Here is a 21756-nt window from a genome sequence, read left to right as displayed (position 1 = left end):
GCTTTCAGGATAAGGAAAACAGTTTAAGAAAGAAGTGGGGCAAAAATAAAATTTTTCTTAAATTTGGCGATTCACAGAGGCAATCGCACTTCGAACAGTGTACGAATGACATTGCTTTGGACCGAAATCTTTCCGTTATGCTGCTCAACAATATTTTTTGCGATGAATAAGCCCAGACCCGTACTCCCGCCTTGATGGCTTCGCGCTTGGTCCCCGGTATAGAACATATCAAAGAGATGTGGCAGATCTTCCTCTGGAATGCTGTCGCCATAATTAATGACTTGTACGACCACGTCTTCTGCGTCTAGTTGGCAATGGATATCGACGAATTGGCCGTCTTTTCCATAACGATTGGCATTCGTCAGTAGGTTTTCGAAGACGCGTGCCAACAACTCGCCATCCGCTAGGATTTCCAAATGCGGAAGGACATCTATGCGGGCAATCAGCTGATTTTTCTCAAAGACCGGGAATAATTCTTCCTGCAATTGGATGAGGAGTTCGCTTAAATCAATTGGCTTTTTTTCAAGTGTAAGCATGCCATAGTTCATCCGGGTGATTTCAAACAGCTCATCAATCAGCTTCTCCAGCCGCTGGGACTTGGTATAAGCAATCGTCGTATAATGTTTGATTTGTTCCTTCGTCAATTGATCATCTTGAAGTATAATATCCAAATAGCCTAGAACAGACGTCAACGGCGTGCGCAAATCGTGAGCCAGATTCAAGACCAGCTGGTCTTTGCTGCTTTCCGCAAAATCGCCACGTTCTACCGCCTTTTGCAGCTTCTCGCTGGCCATATTGATGTCTTCGCCAATCGCCTTAAACTCGTCATTCGAGGAAATGTGAACCCGACTTTGGAAATCCCCATTGGCCAGACGATGTATGCCTGTGGATATCTCTTGAAAGTAGGTTGCATACGGCTTCGTGAGGAAAAAGAAAAACAAGATGGCCAGTGGAATAAACACAATCAGGAAGAAGTTGAAATCCCCAAATTTGTAAATCATATGGCGAAATTTGGCTAAGGGATCTTCGTATCGAACGCCCGTGTAGTAAAGTTGAAGCACCTTATACAGGATGAAGGTCATAGTTCCGGACAGCGCCATGCTGAGACCTAATAGGAGAATCATTTTGGAGCGGAAACTGCGAAGCATGTTAGCCATGGAATGAATATCCCACCCCCCAAACCGTTTTGATTAACTTGTTCTTGTTGGTGTCTTCACCAAGTTTTTTGCGCAGGGTACGGATATGCACCATAACTGTGTTGCCACTTTCATAGTAGGCTTCCCCCCAGACCCCCTGGAAAATATGCTCTGCACTAAAAACTTTCTTAGGATGACTGGCTAACAGATAAAGAATATCAAACTCTTTGGGTGTTAATTCAACCTGTTTCCCATAGAGAATAACGGTTCGTTGGTCGGGATCCATCGTTAAGCCGGCTGATTCCAAGACGGATTTAAGGCCAGACGCTGGTTGATTCAAACGCGTAGATCGGCGTAATTGCGCATTCACCCTAGCAACCAATTCCATTGGGTTGAACGGTTTGGTCATGTAATCGTCCGCGCCCATGACCAATCCAGTAATTTTATCCAAATCAGAGGATTTGGCACTTAAGAAAATGATCGGCATATGATACTGCTCGCGAATTTGGCGAGTCACTTCATACCCATCCATTTTGGGCATCATAATATCTAAAATCGCCAAATCAATCGCTTGCGATTGAATCGCATGAAGAGCCTCTTTCCCATCATAAACTTGGATAAGTTGGTAGCCCTCTTTCTCTAAATGCAAAGCGATCAGATCTGCAATTTCCTTCTCATCATCCGCGATCAAAATCGTGGTTCGTTTCATCCATTCCAGCTCCTATAATAAAGTAACCTAAACGACTAGTGTAAGCCGTGCATCCTTATATTAACCGATTCATCCTCTTAAGCTCTACTTTTAAGCTTGAATGATCTCAGAAACAAGAAGCTAAAAGAAACAAGAAACTCAAAAGAAACTAGAAACTAGAAAAGAAACAGGAGATTAGGTAAAAGATATGGCTACATTTTTTTTGATCATCATTTATTTGGCATTCATCAGCTTGGGGCTGCCTGATTCCTTGTTAGGAGCAGCTTGGCCCGTTATGCAAGTGGATTTTGGGGCACCGCTGGAGACGGCAGGACTGCTTTCTATGACCATAGCAGCTGGCACCATTGTCTCCAGTTTGTTGAGCGGAACAGTCCTTCAGCGATTCGGAACGGGGAAAGTCACCCTGGTCAGTTGTGTAATGACTGCTGGTGCCTTGCTAGGGTTCTCATTATCACCATCACTTCTTTGGTTAATGCTATGTGCCATCCCGCTCGGATTAGGTGCAGGTTCCGTAGATGCAGGCCTTAATAATTATGTTGCAGCTCATTACAAAGCGCATCACATGAGTTGGCTGCATTGTTTCTGGGGAGTCGGGGCTACGCTTGGCCCCATGATTATGGCCCAGTATATCTCGGGGCAAAACGCATGGAGACAAGGATACCTAACGGTTGCAGGAATCCAGATTCTATTGGTTATTATCTTGTTTTTCACATTGCCCTTATGGGATCGGGTTGCCAAAATAAGTAAAGCTGCTTCAGCGCAAGCGGATGGCGATATAGCAATAGGCGCTGAGGATGCAGCTTCCAAACCAATTAAACCTTTGCACATAAAGGGAGTCAAGTTCGCTCTGTTATCCTTTTTGTTTTATAGCGGGGTGGAGGCAACGGTGGGGCTGTGGGGAAGCAGCTTTCTCGTTAACAGCAAGGAATTACCGGCCTCCACAGCGGCGCAATGGGTATCCCTCTTCTATGCTGGCATTACAATCGGTAGATTTATTACCGGATTTATTACGTTCAAACTTAGCAATCTTACTCTCATTCGCAGTGGTCAAGTGACAGCATTAGCCGGCGCAGCACTGCTATTCCTTCCTTTGCCGACAGAATTCTCGCTTGCAGGCTTGATGATTGTAGGCTTAGGTTTGGCACCGATATTTCCATGTATGCTGCATGAGACTCCTGAACGTTTTGGAAAAAAACACGCCCAGACCATCATGGGCTACCAAATGGCTGTCGCCTACACGGGCAGCACGTTCATGCCTCCGTTTCTCGGCTTGCTGGCTTCTTTTGCGACAATCGGGATATTCCCTTATTTTATCGGCCTCTCAGCCGTGGCAATGCTCTTGTTTTCGGAGCGGTTGAATGTGTTTCTGGGGAGAGGAAAGCGCGGGGAAAGATTAACTGTCTTTTGAAATAAAAAAGAGCCGTACGACGAATTCGCACAACTCCTTCAAAATTAAACACTGATATCGAGATTTCCACCTAAATTTGGTTGCACACTACGTGTCATCATTTGAACCATTTGTTGTGCTTGTTCAGTTGATTGATCTTTAGCCAGTTTCAGCACACTTAATCCAACAGCTTGGCCTAAATTGTTCTGCGCTAAAGACATTGAGAGAGCAGGAATGTCCATGAGGTTCCTCCTTCGAATGGATTATCTTACATGTTATCTATCGGATAGTCCTTTTGTATTCATTAGCACAAAGCAGGAAATGGTGATGTTGAAAAGGGACGACGATCTTCAGAAGACGCTATTTGGGCTGTTTTTGCCCATATAGCGCCTCTACGATTCCTTGGCAGCTAGATGGTGAAGTTAGATTGATGGTTGGGAGAACACTGAGAGTAGGTGCAAGGGAAAGTAGCAGAAATACGCGGACTGTGCGGCAGCACGTCCAATGTCTAAGGGGCGCTTCACGTTGTTGATTGGATAAATCCAATCAAACAGCCGTATAGGCGCTTAATTTCGCATCTACGTTGGATTTATCCAATAGTATCTGATAAAAAACGCCATATAGGCTGCACATTTGAGGATTCCAATGTATAAATCCAATCCAACAGCCCGATGGGCTGCCAAATTCACGATTACATTGGATAAATCCAATGTAATGATATTCCTCCTGTTAGTTTGGTGCAGAATGGAAGTTAGCTAGTTTAGACAGATGGTTGGAAGAAAGGTGAGAGTAGATGCAAGGGAAAGTAGCTGAAATACCCGGACTGTGCGGCGGCACGTCTGGTAATTGGTAGTTGATTGGAGTAACTAGTTAATTGGCACAGTCGGGCTTTGAATAAAAGAGTAACTATCATCAGTCTTTACGAGCGGATGCAACAAGCAAGAACAAGACAAAGATCAGCAACCATATCCCTTGTACCATATGTACCATCGCCTTTTACTGTAGTCAGTCCATCATAACAAGAATGCCAATTAATTTCTGTCTGATTTTTAACAAAAAATGTCGAAAATACTCGTTAAATTGAAGTTTTTTTCTGAAAGTTGTAGTGATTTTTCAACGAAAGCGCCATGCAAGAGGTGTTCTCCTAGGCTCCAGTGATGAGATGTGTGAATTACGCATATTTTGAATGTAGCAGGTATGGTTCCATCCATTCACTAATCAGGGGGTGCTTTCATGGAAACAGGGAAGAATGTAAGAAAAGTGATCGCATACGGCGTAGGCGGAGCAGCCATAATTCTTATAGCTTTAACTGCATTTAGCACGGTGGAGAACGGCCATGTTGGATTCAGAAAAACATTGGGAAGTGTTAGCCCCACTGTACTTGAGCCAGGGCCTCATTGGAAATGGCCGTTTATTTCAAACATTGTAGAAGTCAATACGCAAGTGGCGAAGTCAGAATCTGATGCAGCGGCGTCATCCAAAGATTTGCAACCTGTCCATAGTCATGTAGCTGTTAACTTTACTATCCCAAAAGGACTAGCGTACAAGTTGCTTCATGACGTAGGTTTAGACTTCGACGCCAAAGTAATCAGTCCTCACGTGCAGGAGATATTTAAGGAAGTTACCGCTAAGTACAGTGCAGAGGAGTTAATCTCAAAACGTGAACGAGTTGCCTTAGAGACTAACGAGTTGCTGAAGAAATCGCTGGAGGCCTATAACATTCAAGTAGGGGATATTTCCATTGTTAATTTCACATTCTCCGATGCCTTCAACCAATCGATAGAGCAGAAACAAATCGCCGCTCAAAATGCAATGAAAGCTCAGAACGATTTGGATAAAGCAAAGATCGATGCACAACAAAATGTAGTTAAAGCAGAAGCAGACGCTACTGCCGCGAAAGCTAAAGCGGATGCTGATCTATATGTAGCGCAACAAAAGGCAAAGGGTAACTTGGAGTTAGCGAAGTCAATTACTGCGGAGTTGGTAGATTATAAATTCCTTGAAACGTGGAAAGGCGATGTTCCTGATGCTTGGGGCAATGGTTCGTTAATCAACATGCTGCCGAGTAAAACTCCGGTGCCTGCTGAAGCTGCTAAGAAGTAATCTTTTAAGCGGGCGGGCGGGGAATTGATGACCTATGGATGAGGGAGGCGATGAAGCCTCCCTGCTTATCTCGCCAAACCTACCGATGTTCAACCAAATCAATTGCGCCTAGAACAACATGGGCAAGACCAAAGCCGAGGACGCCGATTCCAACAAGTTTATACTTGCTGCTTAGCAGTGTAGCACCTGAAGCAGAAACCACAGTTCCAAGAACAGTAGGAATCAACCCTTCACGCATATACAACACTCCTTTGGGTTTTGTTTGGTGAGACATCTTAGTGTGCTTCAAAAACGAATGAATAAACATGAAAATCCTTGCTTTTTTCATTTTATGGTGTTAATATAAATTTCAACGTTACTTATATTTAGTAAGTGAATTTTATAAGATTGAACCTTCAGGGCAGGGTGCAATTCCCTACCGGCGGTGAGGATACGAATGCGTATCTCAAGCCCGCGACTCCCAGCTTAATCGGCTGGGACTGACTTGGTGGAATTCCAGGGCCGACGGTGAAAGTCCGGATGGGAGAAGGTGAAGGACAACTTGTTAAACGCAGTCGTTTAACAAGTCTGTTTGTCGATGCCCCCGCAGATGAATTCGCGGGGGCCTTATTTCTTTCTGAAAGGTTCAATTCAAAACATTCCTCAGGAGGTTTTTGAATTGGAAAATGCATGGAAGCTGGAAAGTAAGCGCGTGAATGGATTGACTTCGCGCACGAGCGCCATCAACGGAATTTGGTACGTTGCACTTGGCGCTGCCTTGTGGGGGGCGGATCCTTTATTTCGCATCCTGTTGTTGAAAAGTTTTACCTCTGCACAAATTGTATTTATTGAACATTTGCTCCTGGCTTGTTATGCGCTGCCGGTATTAATCAAATACCGCAAGACCTTAACCGGCAAATTAACGCTCGGCGTGATTGGTGCGCTGCTCTTCATCTCTTGGGGGGGGTCGGCGATTGCCACCGTATTGTTTACCGCGGCCTTCTCTCACGGCAGTGCCAATGCTGTCCTGCTATTGCAGAAATTGCAGCCTTTGTTTGCGATCATTTTAGCTCGCGTGATGCTGAAAGAGACGCTGCCAGCCAAATTTTTCACCTATATCGGGATTGCGCTATTGGGCACGTATTTGTTGACATTCGGTCTTGCTTCACCGCAAATGGGCTTGAAGGATTTGGGAACAATAAGCTGCTTGTTTTCAATATTGGCAGCTGTTTTATGGGGCGGGTCTACCGTTATGGGGAAATTCCTGCTGCAAAAAAACATAGATTTCCCTGTCGTGACCGCGCTCCGGTTCCTGTTAGCCATCCCCTTGCTGTCCGTTATTCTTCTGGCAAGCGGCGATGTTTGGAAGGTTACTGGATCCGGCAGTGAACTGACGATGATCGCGGTAAACTTGCTGTTCCAAGCCTTTTTCCCTGGCTTGCTCAGCATGCTGTTATATTATAAAGGGTTGTCATCGACTAAAGCGTTCTTTGCAACACTGGCCGAACTCGCATTTCCAGCCATGGGTGTATGCTTGAATTGGATCGTTTTTGGTCAAAAGCTGACGATGGGGCAGCTAGCTGGCTTCATCCTTATCTGGTTAACCCTGTGGTTAATGAGTCGAAGTCAAAGGAATGTTTCCGTTTAATTTAGCAATAAAATAATAACTGCTCCCGTCTGGTCTTCAACGACTTCATGAGAGCAGTTTTTTTGTGTGCATGGAGCTAGATTCATCTGCTCGCGATTGTTATGCTATAATGAACCGGATTAACAGCAGGAGATGATAACTGGATGGCGCTGCGCAAGATGTATCGGAATTATTTGCAAAATAATTTGTTTATGAGGCTGCTGCTGCTCTTTTCCATGATTACGGTCGTAACGATTATTTCGTTTTCTTATTTTATGTACTATTCGATGTCGCAAGCGGCGATCAATCGCGAGTTGGATATACAGAAGAAAGCGCTGACGAACGTTAACAATTATTTGGGTGGAAAATATGATTCAGCCCAGTCGATCCTGTTTGGCCTCTACCGGGATAGTTCGCTGGCCTCGGGTGTATCTTTTATGCTGCAGCATCCTTTTCAAGAGTATGTGCAGCACAGTTTGGAACAGTATAATCTGGGCGGCAACAGCATGTGGAATGATGGGCTGCAATATTTTAAAAATCAGGTGGAAGATAACGAAGATATCCATAATTTGCTGTTATATAGCGAGGATCAGCAGACTTTATATGCACTGGGGCAAAATGGGCAGATGAAATTCGTTCCCACCAATCGCGCCCGCTCTTATATCCCGGATGTGATGGCTCTCGAAAGCAAGAGTGTGGAACTGCCGAATATTTGGGTGCGCGAAGCGATCGGTCAATGGGATCAGAACCTATATGCGATCCGAACGCCGATCACGGACAAGCTAACGCTGAAGACGATCGGCCAGCAGGTCGTTTATTTTAGCACGGATGGGATTTGGAAGATTTTGCAGAACGATAAGGATGAGCTGAAAGGGATCATTCTTGTCTTGGCCCCGGACGGCGGTGTGCTGTTCGATTCTTCGAATCAGTACGTTGGGAAGCCCTATCCTCACATGGATCAGATCAATGCGTTGTATGAGAACCGTGGTTCCAGCCAAGGCGACTATGTGACGAAGCTTACGCAAAGCAAAGGGAATTTCAGCACTGTCAGCATCATCCCCCGCAAAGAGCTGGATGCCTCTTCGAAGAAAATCGGCAGTACGATTCTCCTCATCAGCGCGATATGCATCTTCTTCGCCATCCTGATTCCGTTCCTGGTGGTGATGAGTGTCGCCAAGCGGACCAATCAAATCATCCGATTCACGCGAAAGGTGAAGCAAGGCGACCTGAGCGTGCGGATACCCGATGTGCGCGAGGATGAGATCGGGCAAATTTCAAGGAGCTTTAACGAGATGATTGAGGAATTGAACCTTTATATTGATCGGGTTTATAAGGCGAATATCAAACAAAAGCAGACAGAACTGACGGCGCTGCAAGCTAGGGTCAATCCTCATTTCCTGTACAATACGCTGGAAGTGATTCGGATGCGGGCAATCTCGCAAGGCGCACATGACGTTGGGGAAATGATCTACAGCCTATCGGCGCTGTTCCGAAGTTTTGTCCAACAGAAGAAAATCTACACGCTCAAAAATGAGTTGGAAGCCTGTCGCCTGTACCTGGAACTTTTCCAAATTCGGTATAAGGATAAATTTACGTATGCTATGGATTGGGACAGGCGGCTCGGGTCTGTGCGTGTGATGAAAATGTCGCTGCAGCCGATAATTGAGAATTACATTGTGCATGGTTTGCGAAGCGAAAGCTCGGATAATCAGCTTCACATCCGGGTGAAGCAGGTAGAGGCGTTTCTACATGTGCAGGTAGAAGACAATGGCAACGGGATTTCGCCGCAGCGGCTCAATGAATTGGCGTTATTTCTGCAAGATGAGGAATTGGAAGGGGAGTCTTTCGGGTTGCGAAGCATTAATCAACGGCTTAAACTGCTGTACGGCAGTGAGTACGGCGTGAAATTACATAGCCAACCAGGCCAAGGAACGATCATTGATATCTGGTTGCCGATGGACGGTGGAGCGGGGGTGGACGATGTTTAGGGTTTTTCTTGCGGACGATGAACCTTTCATTATCGAAGGGTTGTATGACATTATTGATTGGGCGGAAGTGGGATTGGAAATTGTGGGGCATGCCAGCAATGGACAGAAGGCTTTGGACGCTTTGCAGGAAACATCCGTCGATATTTTGGTGACCGACATCTCCATGCCGATCATGAATGGGCTGGATTTGATTCGGAACGCAAGGTCGGTTCACCCGGAATTGAAAGTGATCGTGCTCAGTGGATTCGATGAGTTTTCTTATTTGAAAGAGGGCATGCAGCTAGGCATCGAAAATTACTTGCTCAAGCCCATTAACATTCAAGAACTCAAGGCTTCGCTGCAAAATACCGTTGAGAAGCTGAATACGATGAACGAGACTCAGCTGGTTCAGGCCTACAGCAAGCAAATTCTGAAGGACAACACGCTGCATCGTTGGTTGACGCATCAGATTGCGCCGCTGGAGTTCTACGAACGTGCAGAACTTCTAGGCATCAACTTAGCGTGCGCCTATATGGTAGCAGCCGTTCTGCGAATGCCTATCGATGCAGATAAGGGCTTGGAATTTATCGCTGCCCGGCTGGATGCTCACCAATGGGTGACCGTCTTCCTCGATTTGGACGGAGATATCGTGCTGCTTGCGTCCATGGATCAGATGGAAGAGGGGAAAAAAGAACTGACGGCACTGCTTCAGCAGCTGTATGCCGCGCTTCAAGACCAAACGGTGCGCATCTCGATGGGGACACTCGGGCACCTGCCGGATCAGGTCGCGCAAAGCTATGAAGCCGCCAAAAAAGCACAGGAGTATTTCTGGATTTACCCTGAGCTGCCCTTGATTGATTATCAGGAGTTGGCCATGCACCAAGACAATCCGAAGGTGGATTTCTCGATCATTGATTGGCCGGCCTATGCGAAGCTTATTATTGCCAAAGATATAGAAAACCTGCGTGCTTGCATTCGTAGCGACTTCAAGCGAATTCAAGCTTTGCCGGGAATTACGCCGCACGATTTTCAGAATATCGCCTTCGAGATGGTCATTCATTTCAAGCTGGAAATCAAAGCAATCCGCCATACAGAAGAACTGGAGGCCTATCATCTTGCCTTTGACCAGATTCGCGCGGCGGTCGCGCTGGAAGAACTGGAAGCTGCCATTCTGGAGATTGCCGAGACGACAATTGGCTTCTTGATTTCGGACGTTCGAAGTCCGATTGTGCAGCAGGTGTTGAAATATGTTCAACAGTCCTATGCGGAGGAGCTCTCGCTCAAAATGCTGGGCGCTCACTACCACATCCATCCTGTTTACTTAGGGCAATTGTTTCACAAAGAGATTAATGAGTCATTCACGGAGTATATGAATCGTTTCCGGGTTGAGAAGGCCAAAGAACTGCTCAAGACAACGCATGCGAAGGTTCATCAGATTGCCAAAGAGGTAGGCTACTCCGAATTGGGTTATTTTTATAAACAATTCAAAAAGTATGTCGGTATCTCGCCGACGGATTATCGTGGATTGCTCTAGGGAAAACTTAGAAGCAGTCTTTTTTTTGCGCGAAAATGATATGATAGCGTTTTTTTCTTTATTTTAGACAGGGTTCATTTAGTTTATCGTCTATTTGTAATTGCTTTCATGCGGTACTGTAAATGTAGCCCCTACGGGCGTAGACAAACGAGTATTCACTAGGGAGGATTCAAAAAATGAGCAAGATGAAAAAAAACTTGGTCACTACATTAGGATTGACGTTAGCTGTTTCCATGACGCTTAGCGCTTGCGGCAGCAAAGAGGCCGGCGATGCAAAAGGAAATGCGGCAGCGAATAAACCCGTTGAATTAATTTGGTATACGATCGGAACGCCACAGAAAGATGTGGATCGCGTTATGGCTGAAGTCAGCAAGTACACCGCGGAGAAAATCGGTGTTACGGTGAAAATGAATATGACGGATTGGGGCGATTACGCTCAAAAAATGCAAGTTATGACCGCTTCAGGCACACCTATGGACATTATGTTCACGTCTTCATGGGCATTTGATTATGTGCAAAATGCGCGTAAAGGCGCTTTCAAGCCGATTGACGAGCTGCTGCAAAAAAATGGACAGGGTATTGTCAAAGCATTGGACCCTGCTTTCCTAAACGGTTCCAAAGTAGATGGACATAACTACGGAGTTCCAGCGAATAAAGAGCTGCCAGCACAAGACGTATGGCGTTTCAACAAAAACTTGGCTGACAAATATAACCTTAGCTTGGATAACGTGAAATCACTGGAAAGCTTAGAGCCGCTGCTATCAGCGATTAAAGCCAAAGAGCCGAACATTTACGGACTGGCTGTTGATAAAAACTACATGCCTTATGTGCCATATGACTACATCATTGAGAAAATGCCAATGGCTGTTAGCGTAGACAGCAAAGATTTGAAAGTTGTTAACATTCTGGATACGCCAGAAATGAAACAAGCTTTGAAAACAATGAATAAATACTACAAAGCTGGCTACGTTCCAACGGAAGCGTCCACGCTGACATCGTTGAATGACGTACAAGTGACTGGCAAGTGGTTCTCCGATAAAGCGACAAATCAACCTTTCGCGGACAACCTTTGGTCAGCAAGCTATGGGTACCCGGTCGTATCCAAACCAGCAAGCCCAGCTTTAATTTATAACTGGTCCGTTATGGGCTCCATGCAAGCGATCTCGGCCAACTCCAAATATCCGGAAAAAGCGATGGAATTCCTGAACCTGCTCAACACAGATCCTGTACTTCGCAACATGGTCGATTCCGGTATTGAAGGCGAGCACTACAAAAAAGTCGACAACGACAAAATGGAAAACTTACCGGCATCCAAAAACTATGATATGCCGACTTTCTCCCTTGGTAATGTGTTGTTAACCTACAAAGATGTCAAAGATCCTGCGAACAAATGGGAAGAGTTCAAGAAATTTAACGATACAGGCGTACCTGCTCCGCTGCTTGGCTTTAACTTCGATCCTACCAAAGTAATCAACGAAATCGCCGCTGTACAGAACGTGAAAGAAGAGTTCTGGGCAACACTCATGACGGGTACCGTTGATCCAGACAAATACATTCCGCTGGCAAACGAGAAATTCAAAGCAGCCGGATTGGATAAAATTATGACAGAAGCACAAAGCCAAATTGATGCTTGGAAAACAGCTAATAAAAAATAGAGGCAAGTTTAAGGATGAGGTGAATGTTCTGCATTCACCTGATCTTTGTCTTGTCATCAGCGAAGGGGTGATTGTATGAACAGAATAGGAACTTTTTTCAAAGATGTTAAACAAAGCAGAGTGCTGCTGCTCATGGCATTACCGGCAACACTTTGGTTCCTGTTCTTCTCTTATTTACCGATGGCAGGCATGGTGATTGCTTTCAAGCAGTACCGTTACAGCCGTGATGGTTTTTGGGCAAGTATTGTGGAGAGCAAGTGGGTTGGCTTACAGAACTTCAAATTTCTTTTTAGTACGAATGACGCTTATATCATTACGCGCAACACCTTGCTATACAATATTGTGTTCATTATTGCAGGTCTGGTGCTGTCCGTTGGACTTGCCATTGTGTTATCCGAAATTACGAATAAAAAGCTTGCTAAGCTTTATCAAACAGGTATGTTCATGCCCTACTTCTTATCATGGGTCATCGTTGGCTATTTCGTATTCAGTTTCCTAAGTGTGGATAAAGGAATGCTTAATCATATACTTCCCTGGTTTGGCGTGGATCCGATTCGTTGGTACAACGACAAGACGTATTGGCCGCTTATCATTGTTCTCGTTTACCTCTGGAAATCAGTCGGTTACAGCAGTGTTGTGTATTTGGCGGCGATCATGGGGATCGATAAATCGCTTTATGAAGCAGCCATGATTGACGGCGCGAGCAAATGGCAGCAAATCCGCAACATTACCTTCCCCATGTTAAAACCATTAATGACAATTCTGACGCTGCTGGCGATCGGACGAATTTTTTATGCTGACTTTGGTTTGTTCCTGCAAGTGCCTAGAGATTCAGGGACGTTATACCCCGTAACAAATGTTATCGATACGTACGTATACCGCGGCCTTAAATCTACAGGAGAAATCGGCATGAGTACAGCGGCTGGATTGTATCAGTCTGTGATCGGCTTCACTCTCGTGATGACTTCGAACTATGTCGTTAGAAAATTTGATAAAGACAATGCACTCTTTTAACCTAGGATTGTGGAAAGGAGGAACTGGCTATGAATGCTGTCAAAGCGATGAAAAAACAAGATTTTCATAAATTACCGCCCTTGTTGAATGTGTTCGCTCATGTGGCCGCGGGTCTTTTTACCATTGCCTGTGTGTTCCCGTTTCTGTTTGTGACGATTATTTCGTTCACCGATGAGAAATCGCTGAATACGAACGGATATCGCATCATCCCGGAGAAATGGAGCCTGGAAGCGTACCGGTATCTCTTCAAAGCTGGCGATCAACTGCTGATGTCCTATGGGGTCACGATCCTTGTGACGGTCGTAGGTACGCTTGTCAGCTTGATTCTCACCGCTACGTTCGCCTATGCGATTTCCCGGAAAAGCTTTAAATTCCGTAATTTCTTTGGCTTCTTCGCCTTTTTTACGATGCTTTTCAACGGTGGATTAGTGCCGACTTATATTGTCATGACACAATTGCTCGGGCTCAAGGATTCCCTGTGGGCTTTGGTTCTGCCATTAGCGGGCAACGCCTTCTATATCATGATTATGCGTACTTTTTTTGTTACATCCGTACCGGATGCTATTATTGAATCCGGCAAAATTGACGGAGCCGGCGAATTCGGTATCTTCGTCAGGCTCGTGCTGCCGCTATCCCTGCCAGGGCTGGCGACGATCGGGTTATTCAGTACCTTGGGGTACTGGAATGATTGGTTCAATGCGCTGCTGTACATCGACACGCCGAATTTGGTGCCGCTGCAATCGATGCTGATGCGGATTGAGAACAGTATGCAGTTTCTGCTCCAGAACACGAGCAACCCGTCGGTTGGCATAGGCTTGCTGCAATCGCTGCCGCAGGATACTTCGCGGATGGCTATGGTTGTGCTTGCGACTGGACCGATTATTTTCGCCTATCCGTTCTTCCAGCGCTACTTTATTCAAGGCTTGACGATCGGTGCTGTAAAAGAGTAAGTGCTGTAACCAACTTCGTGGACTATAGAGATGTGGAGGATTTACCATGGAACAATTCAGACTGCCGAAAATTCCGATGCCCAAGCTGGAACTGCCACAAGCCATTCAAGATGTCTTGTTGGAAGCTGAAGAAAAGCTGGCGCATCGCCCTAAACTTTTGCAATTATTTAAAAATTGTTTTCCCAATACATTAGAAACGACAACTAAGTTGATGCCAGATGGCACCACTTTCGTAATCACGGGAGATATTCCGGCGTCCTGGCTGCGTGATTCTGTCGAACAGGTCATGCATTACGTGCCTTTTGCCAAAGAAGATACGGATCTTCAGCGCATCATTAGCGGTTTAATTAAGCGTCATATTCAGTACATCCACATCGATCCGTATGCGAATGCGTTTAATGAGTCGGCCAATGACTGGCATTGGAACAAGGCAGATCAAACGGAGATGTCGCCATGGGTATGGGAGCGTAAATTTGAGCTCGATTCCTTGTGCTTCTCGATGCGCTTGGCTTATGCGTATTGGAAGGAAACCGAATTGACGGATATTTTTGATGCTGGCTTTAAAGCAGCGATGGTTAAGATTTATGAGTTGTTCCTAACCGAACAGCATCACTTCGAACAGTCGCCTTATCGGTTTACCCGCAATAACGGGATACCGACCGATTCTCTGCGCAATAATGGTTTGGGAATGCCGGTGAATTATACGGGGATGGTGTGGTCAGGCTTTCGTTCCAGCGATGATGCGTGTGACTTTCACTACAACATTCCAGCGAATATGTTCGCGGTAGTTGCCCTGCGCCATATGCAAGAATTCGCGGAATGGGTGTTCCGGGATATGGATTTCCTGGCACAACTCAAAGCTCTGGAAGCGGACATTGATCATGGGATTCAATTGTATGGGATTTATCGTCATCCGACATTTGGTCCTATTTATGCCTATGAAACTGACGGCTTCGGCAATTACTGCCTCATGGATGATGCAGGGACTCCGGGTCTGATGTCGATTCCCTACTTAGGCTATGTGGCCGCGGACGACCCTATTTATCAAAACACAAGGCGCTTTGCGCTTAGCAAAGAGAACCCGTTTTATTTCGAAGGCAAGGTAGCTCGAGGAATCGGCAGTCCGCATACGCCGGACGACTACATTTGGCATATGGCTCTGTCCATGCAAGGCATTACGGCATCGACGGCGGAAGAGAAGCTGGCGATGATAGCGATGCTGGAAGCGACAGATGCCGATACAGGATTCATGCATGAAGGTTTTCACGTCGATGATCCAACGATTTTCACGCGCAAATGGTTTGCATGGTCGAACAGCCTGTTCTCTCAGTTAGTTTATCAAGCGATGAAGGATGGTCTTCTATGAGTCGTCCTGTCCTTATATTCCATGAACCCGGATTCCCGAGCAGCTCATTTAGCGATGTGCATATCGAGCAATTGACGGCGCAAGGGGCGGTTGTGGTAGGTGCCCATGCACTTGGAGAGGCACTGCGAGCAGCAGTTGGCGGATGTTTCGTCAATTTGCATGCGCCGTATTTCCCGAAAGAGGCGTGGCCTGATATTCTGGCGTTCTTGCAGCGCGGCGGCGGCCTGCTGAGTATTGGCGGCGCAGCCTTCAAGCGCCCTGTCCGCTGGGAAGACGAGAATTGGCAGGTGGAATCTGAGCAGACTGGCTACCACCAGCAGCTGCATATTCATGAAATTCTGCGAGTTGAAGGTACACCAATCCGTTCCTATAGCGCATTAAAAACTTTACCGCTGCTGCAAGGGGAAGAATCCTTATTCGCGCTTGCTGATACTTGGAATATGGTGCCGCATACGACGCGTGACAGTGATTTGCCTCATCAGATGGGCGCGGCGGGTACGATGAGCACGCAGATTTATCCCTTGCTGAAGAGCATCGGCAAGACAGGCCGCGAAGTAGCGGCTCCTGTCGTCCTATGGGAGAACTCGCGCGGTGTGTTTATCGGTTCGCGGTGGATGTTCGTCAATGTGCCGCTGAGTCCCTCGTTCTGGAGCGAAGGCGGTGCGCAGAGCTTGGTCCAATGGGCGAGATTCTGTGCGAGCGGTGTGACGGAGCTGTGGATTAAGCCGAATTATGCCAGTTATGAACCTGGCGAGCACGCGATGCTGACGATTCAGACACAACTTATCGGGGATCAAGATAGCGCTAAGGCGTGGACACTGGATCTTCGTGTCGAGCATGAGAAGGGTACACAAGATGCTTGGACTCATCGTCTAACCGTTCAAGTCAACAAAGAATTCAATGTGGTGCGCATTCCGGTACCGCTTGATATACAGCAAGGATTATATCGGGTAACGTGCAAGGCAGCCTCAGAGGATGGCGAGCTGCGTAATCTCCGCCAAGGATTCTGGGGGCATGATGCGGGACTGCTCGCAGAGGGACAGCCAATCACTTGCGGACGCGATTATTTCATCAAGGATGGTCGTCCGCTGCCCGTGGTTGGCATGACGTACATGACGTCCGACGTGGCTCGCAAATTCCTATTCCTGCCTAATAGCGATGTCTGGGATCGGGATATGGCCCAAATGGCCAAAGCAGGCATCAACTGGATTCGTACGGGCATTTGGACCGCCTACCGTAATATCATGCAGGTGGATGGCCATGCTTCAGAAGAAGTATTGAGAGCCATCGACGCCTTCCTCCTGACGGCCAAAAAACATCAGCTGCAGGTGACGTTTACCTTCTTCTCCTTCACACCCGAAACTTGGGAAGGGGTTAATCCCTATCTCGATCCGCAAAGTGTGGAAGCTCAGAAGCGGTTTATCCGCTCCATCGTTTCCCGACATCAGGCAACGACTCATGTGGATTGGGATCTGATCAACGAGCCATCGATGTTCGATCCAGCTCAGATTTTCTCGGATGGCCCTCGTTCCAGTCGGGATAAGTATGAGAAAGAAGCTTTCATCACGTGGCTCAAGCAGCGTCATGAGAGCATCGAACTGCTGCAAGAACGCTGGAATATGACGCCTGTGCAGCTTCCGACTTATGAAGCTGCGGCGATTCCAGAGGCGGCTGACATCAATTTCGACGTGCAGGATATGCACCGGGCGAAAAAGGGGACACGCTGGCTGGATTACTGCTTATTCTCCATGGAGATGCATAACCAGTGGGCCAAACAGCTGTATGACACAATCAAAGAAATCGTGCCTGAACATCTCGTAGTAGTTGGTCAGGATGAAGCGCTTGGCGCGCAGCGGCCTTCACCGCTTTTCTACGAAGAAGCGGTGGATTACACAACTGTCCATTCGTGGTGGTTGAACGATAACCTCGTTTGGGATGGCATCTTTGCCAAAACAGCGAATAAACCGAATGTCATTCAAGAGACTGGCATTATGTATGTAGAAACCCCGGATGGACGTGCTAAGCGTTCGGAGATCGAGCTGCGCAGCATGTTGGAGCGCAAATATGCCTACGCCTTCGCAACCGGAGGCGCGGGAGCTATTCATTGGATTTGGAACACCAATTTCTATATGGATAACGCGAACGAGTCGCATATCGGAGCGCTTCGTGCCGATGGCACGGAGAAGCCGGAAGCGGATGTTTCGTATGAATTCGGCCGCTTTATGGCCGAGATCAGAGATTTATTCCAGGAGCGGGAGCTGGAAGATATCGTGGCTGTATTCCCTTATTCCAACGATTTCTCCAACCGAAAATTGGCGTTCGATGCCACGACGTCCATGACTCGCGTGCTGTCGTATGAGTTGAAGCTGCCGTTCCGCGCGGCTTCGGAGTATCATTTGGAGGCGCTGGAGCAGCAGCCGGCGAAGCTGATTATGCTCCCAAGCGCGCATAATTTGGATGAACAAGCATGGAATAAGCTGATAGATATAGTAAAGCGCACAGGTGCGACATTATTGGCAACAGGTCCAATCAGTCTGGACGCGTACTGGAAGCAAATGCCGCGACTCCAGGGTGAGCTGGGTGAAGCTGAACTTCACAATGTACGTCGTGAAGAGATGCTTGAGCTGGATGGTACTTCGCTTCATGTCTCCTATGGTCGGCGCCGAATTGCTGAAACGTTAAAAGAGGTGCGGCTTGGAAGTTTGGAAGCGAAGTCAGGCGTTGCTGGGGATCGTGTTGTCGATCTTCCTTTGGGCAATGGCCGATTGATTTGGAGTCCGCTGCCAGTGGAACTAAACGACCGAATGGACACGGTAGCGGCACTTTACCGATATGCGGTGAATGCCGCGGGTTGCAGCAGCGGATTGCAGTGGATTCAAGGCGATATCGCTGGGGTTTACGGAAGGAAGCTGAGGTTCAAGGGCGGTTTCTTGTATGTATTTGTCTCCGAATTTGCCTGGGATGTCACGGTTAAAGTTCGGGACACCGATAGTGAGACGACATATGCTTTTACCCTGGAGAAAGAGCGTTCTGTGCTCTTTGCCGCAGATAGACGAGGGCAAGTTATTTCCATTTACCGCCCAGATGAAGTCCATATTGAGAGGAGCTAACCCATGAGTACCAAGCGAACGGCTCATATCATTTCCCATACCCATTGGGATCGGGAGTGGTATTTACCTTATGAGAAGCACCATGTGCGTCTAGTTAAACTCGTAGATACTTTATTAGATAAAATGGATCAAGATGCGAATTATCGCAGTTTCTTCCTGGACGGTCAGACGATTATTCTGGAGGATTACTTGCAGGTCAGACCCGAGCAGAAGGATCGCCTAAGCAAATTCATTCGGGATGGCCGCATTCTCATCGGACCTTGGTATATTTTGCAGGATGCCTTCTTGACGAGCGGGGAAGCCAATGTCCGCAATATGCAGATTGGACATCAAGATGCGAAAGCCTATGGCGATGTGTCGAAAATCGGCTATTTTCCCGACACGTTCGGCTTAGTCGGTCAGACGCCGCAATTGATGCAGCAGTCGGGCATCACGAATGCCTTGTTCGGCCGAGGCGTGAAGCCAACGGGATTCAATAATACGGTCTCCGACGGTGATTTTGAATCCTCCTTCTCGGAGCTGATTTGGGAGGGGCCTGATGGCTCCCAGGTGCTGGGCATTCTATTCGCCAACTGGTATTCCAACGGTAATGAGATCCCGGTTGACAAGGAAGAGGCACAAGCATATTGGGAACGCAAACTGGCGGACGCTGAGAAATACGCTTCCACAGGCGAACTGCTCTTCATGAACGGCTGCGATCATCAACCTGTTCAGTTGGATCTGCCGGAAGCGATTCAAGCTGCGAGTGAGCTTTTCCCGGACACAACCTTTGTTCATTCGAATTTTAACGATTACTTGGCGGCAGTTCAGCGTTCAGGCAAGCAGGAACTTTCGACGGTCAAAGGCGAGCTGCGCAGCCAGCGGACGGACGGATGGTCAACGCTTGTCAATACGGCTTCGGCGCGCGTGTATTTGAAACAGATGAATCAGCTTGGACAAGCGATGTTGGAGAAAGTGGCAGAGCCGCTGGCGGCTTTCGCCCATGTCCTCAAAGTCGGGGAGAAGTACCCGCATCATCTATTCACTTATGCTTGGAAAACCTTGATGCAAAACCATCCGCATGACAGCATCTGCGGCTGCTCCGTGGACGAAGTACACCGTGAAATGGTCACGCGTTTCGATAAGAGCCGTCATGTTGCTGAAGCCATTGTAGATGACAGCAAGCAAGCCATTGCGGATATGATCGATACGTCCGACTTTACGCTCGCAGGCGAAGGTGCTCTGCCCGTAGTCGTGTTCAATACGTCGGGTTGGGAACGCTCGGGGGTTGTAAGTATCGAGATCGATGCTTTACGCCTCTATTTCCGAGATGGGTATACGCTGGAAGAAGCAAGCGCTTTTGTCAAAGCGGCGGATATCACAGGACGAGTACTCGTGGATGCGACTTCGCAGCCTCTGCCATGCACGGTCGAGGATCTTGGCCTGCAATTCGGATATGATTTGCCGGACGACAAGTTCCGTCAGCCGTATATGTGCCGGAAAGTAAGATTGACTTTCGAAGCAGGCAACGTGCCGGCATTAGGATTGAAGACTTACGCATGGGTGAAGAGGGAAGCTGAATGGGCTGATTCCTCGTTGTTCGCAGGTGAGCGGGCAATGGAAAATGCTGCGATCAAGATTGAAATAACAGATAACGGTTCATTCACGTTGACGGATAAGAAGAGCGGCCGCACGTACCGGGATTTGGGTGTATACGAGAATACCGGAGATATCGGCAACGAGTATATGTTCCGCCAACCGGATGGCGAAAAGCCGCTGACGACGAGCGGATTACAAGCACAAATCCGTGTGCTTCAAGATACGGCCTACCAAGCTTCCGTCGAAATTGTCCATGACTGGGAAATTCCTGCCTCAGGCGACGACATGCTGGAGATTGAACAACGTGACTTGGTTTACTACCCGCATCGCCAAGCGCAGCGTTCAACGCGCATGATTCCGATGCGCATCCGCACGGTGGTTAGCTTGAGTCGCGCCGGACAAGGGGTTGAGATCGAGTCATCCTTCAACAATCAGGCGAAGGATCATCGTCTGCGGATGTTATTCCCAACCGATCTGACTGCGCAAACGCATCATGTCGATTCGATGTTTGAAGTTGTGCAGCGGGATAATACGCCGGCTGCAGAGTGGGAGAACCCAAGCAATACCCAGCATCAACAGGCATTCGTTGATGTCAGCGAAGCGGGAGCGGGCTTGGTCGTTGCCAATCTCGGATTGAACGAATACGAAGTTCTGCGCGATGGGCGGAATACGATCGCCGTTACGCTTCTGCGTGCGGTTGGCGAACTCGGCGATTGGGGCTTGTTCCCGACTCCGGAGGCTCAGTGTCTGGGGGAACATACGGTTCGCTTGGCGATCTTCCCGCACACTGGTGATGGCGCACAATATGAAGCTTATACGGCTGCGTACCAATTCCAGATTCCTTGGACATTGGCACAAACCGGCATCCATTATGGTCGAATCGCTGCGACATATGCTCCTTTCCAATGGCAGGGTGAAGGGCTAGCCTTCTCCTCAATGAAAATGAATGAAGCATCAGGCGATTTGCTGCTTCGTTGGTACAACTTGCGTTCACAGCATGCGGAGGTTAAGGTCCGCACGCAACTTCCGCAGCGAAATTTCTATAAGAGTACGATCTTGGAAACACAAGGTGAGCGTTTGGCCGTAGAGGCAGACGACGGCTTGACGCTGCCAGTGGGTCCCTGTGAGATCGTAACGATTGGGATTCAGCGGTAGTCATTATCAGCTTGCAAAGACATGAGTAGCTTAGGCTATGGTCTTTGCGGGCTTTTTTTGTTTTTTAAGGGAGAGGCGGATGTTTCTCTCATATTTGTTTGGCTGTTGCGCTAACGAACTCCATTGTGTGTATAGCTAGAAAATTGGCTGCTTTTTTACTCTAAGAAACTGAATCGGCGTTATTGAGTAGCATAGGGGCGAATTGGTGAGCAATTACATAGCATAGCGACTCTGGAGCTCGTAAGAATTTAATTCGAAGCATTTTAACCCGAATAAGCTTGGATTGATTATCCGCAACGCGTGGGAGAAGTGCTGCAAAATCGCTATCGGATTGAACGCTTCCTTGGGATGGGCAGCTATAGATTGACGTACTTGTGCCGAGATCTGGCGAGCTCGCGGGAGATTGTGCTGAAGCATATGGGGGTGCACAAGCTTTAATCAGAGATTTGGACGCTGTTTTGAGGCTGTGAGCAACAAAAAAAGCCG

Annotated in this window: 15 protein-coding genes and 1 riboswitch; of the genes, 11 read left to right on the top strand and 4 right to left on the bottom strand. The window is 47.5% G+C overall.

Going from position 1 to position 21756, the window contains the following annotated elements:
• Window positions 1-71 precede the first annotated feature (71 nt).
• Together IEY34_RS19180 and IEY34_RS19175 are read right to left on the bottom strand one after the other, a co-directional pair.
• Window positions 72-1157 carry a sensor histidine kinase gene (locus IEY34_RS19180; protein ID WP_189014114.1) on the bottom strand — a complete coding sequence of 362 codons (1086 nt, stop codon included), beginning with the start codon at window positions 1155-1157 and terminating at the stop codon, window positions 72-74.
• Window positions 1150-1845: a response regulator transcription factor gene (locus IEY34_RS19175; RefSeq protein ID WP_189014112.1), complete on the bottom strand. Its 696-nt coding sequence runs from the start codon at window positions 1843-1845 to the stop codon at window positions 1150-1152. Before IEY34_RS19175 ends, IEY34_RS19180 begins: the two co-directional genes overlap by 8 nt.
• Before the next feature lie 187 nt (window positions 1846-2032).
• Here IEY34_RS19175 and IEY34_RS19170 point away from each other — a divergent pair, with 187 nt between their 5' ends.
• A complete protein-coding gene (locus tag IEY34_RS19170) occupies window positions 2033-3253 on the top strand; it encodes an MFS transporter (RefSeq protein ID WP_189014110.1) in 1221 nt (406 codons plus the stop codon).
• Window positions 3254-3297: 44 nt separating this feature from the next.
• Here the strand turns inward: IEY34_RS19170 and IEY34_RS19165 are convergent, their stop codons facing one another.
• On the bottom strand, window positions 3298-3474 hold the full coding sequence (locus IEY34_RS19165; protein ID WP_189014108.1) for a YjfB family protein: 177 nt from the start codon (window positions 3472-3474) through the stop codon (window positions 3298-3300).
• A gap of 991 nt (window positions 3475-4465) precedes the next feature.
• On the opposite strand from IEY34_RS19165, the gene IEY34_RS19160 reads away from it, so the two are divergent.
• The gene (locus tag IEY34_RS19160) at window positions 4466-5335 is read left to right on the top strand and encodes a prohibitin family protein (RefSeq protein WP_189014107.1); all 870 of its coding nucleotides are present in this window, start codon (window positions 4466-4468) and stop codon (window positions 5333-5335) included.
• Window positions 5336-5414: 79 nt separating this feature from the next.
• Here the strand turns inward: IEY34_RS19160 and IEY34_RS19155 are convergent, their stop codons facing one another.
• A complete protein-coding gene (locus IEY34_RS19155) occupies window positions 5415-5573 on the bottom strand; it encodes an asparagine synthase (protein WP_189014105.1) in 159 nt (52 codons plus the stop codon).
• Between the two features lie 149 nt (window positions 5574-5722).
• Window positions 5723-5870: riboswitch (FMN riboswitch) on the top strand.
• Between the two features lie 141 nt (window positions 5871-6011).
• Between IEY34_RS19155 and IEY34_RS19150 the strand changes: the two genes are divergently transcribed.
• The 9 genes from IEY34_RS19150 to IEY34_RS19110 all read left to right on the top strand — a co-directional run bounded on the left by IEY34_RS19150 (window position 6012) and on the right by IEY34_RS19110 (window position 21270).
• Entirely contained in the window at window positions 6012-6962 is a 951-nt protein-coding gene (locus IEY34_RS19150; RefSeq protein ID WP_229757727.1) for a DMT family transporter, read from the top strand.
• Window positions 6963-7105: 143 nt separating this feature from the next.
• Window positions 7106-8929, top strand: a complete 1824-nt coding sequence (locus tag IEY34_RS19145; protein WP_189014101.1) for a sensor histidine kinase — start codon at window positions 7106-7108, stop codon at window positions 8927-8929.
• Window positions 8922-10442: a response regulator transcription factor gene (locus tag IEY34_RS19140; protein ID WP_189014099.1), complete on the top strand. Its 1521-nt coding sequence runs from the start codon at window positions 8922-8924 to the stop codon at window positions 10440-10442. Before IEY34_RS19145 ends, IEY34_RS19140 begins: the two co-directional genes overlap by 8 nt.
• A gap of 176 nt (window positions 10443-10618) precedes the next feature.
• A complete protein-coding gene (locus IEY34_RS19135) occupies window positions 10619-12097 on the top strand; it encodes an ABC transporter substrate-binding protein (RefSeq protein WP_189014097.1) in 1479 nt (492 codons plus the stop codon).
• 75 nt (window positions 12098-12172) lie between these two features.
• Window positions 12173-13111, top strand: coding sequence for an ABC transporter permease (locus IEY34_RS19130; protein WP_189014095.1), 939 nt, complete (start codon window positions 12173-12175; stop codon window positions 13109-13111).
• Window positions 13112-13140: 29 nt separating this feature from the next.
• Entirely contained in the window at window positions 13141-14061 is a 921-nt protein-coding gene (locus IEY34_RS19125) for a carbohydrate ABC transporter permease (protein WP_189014093.1), read from the top strand.
• A 46-nt stretch (window positions 14062-14107) separates the two neighbouring features.
• Window positions 14108-15427 carry a glycoside hydrolase family 125 protein gene (locus tag IEY34_RS19120; RefSeq protein ID WP_189014091.1) on the top strand — a complete coding sequence of 440 codons (1320 nt, stop codon included), beginning with the start codon at window positions 14108-14110 and terminating at the stop codon, window positions 15425-15427.
• The gene (locus IEY34_RS19115; protein ID WP_189014089.1) at window positions 15424-18537 is read left to right on the top strand and encodes a beta-galactosidase; all 3114 of its coding nucleotides are present in this window, start codon (window positions 15424-15426) and stop codon (window positions 18535-18537) included. Before IEY34_RS19120 ends, IEY34_RS19115 begins: the two co-directional genes overlap by 4 nt.
• A 3-nt stretch (window positions 18538-18540) precedes the next feature.
• Complete coding sequence (locus tag IEY34_RS19110; protein WP_189014087.1) at window positions 18541-21270, top strand: alpha-mannosidase; 2730 nt, start codon at window positions 18541-18543, stop codon at window positions 21268-21270.
• The last annotated feature ends 486 nt before the right edge of the window (window positions 21271-21756 follow it).

The organism is Paenibacillus marchantiophytorum, assembly GCF_014640555.1.
GTDB classification, from domain to species: Bacteria; Bacillota; Bacilli; order Paenibacillales; family NBRC-103111; genus Paenibacillus_E; species Paenibacillus_E marchantiophytorum.
This window is presented reverse-complemented; position numbering and strand designations above follow the sequence as displayed.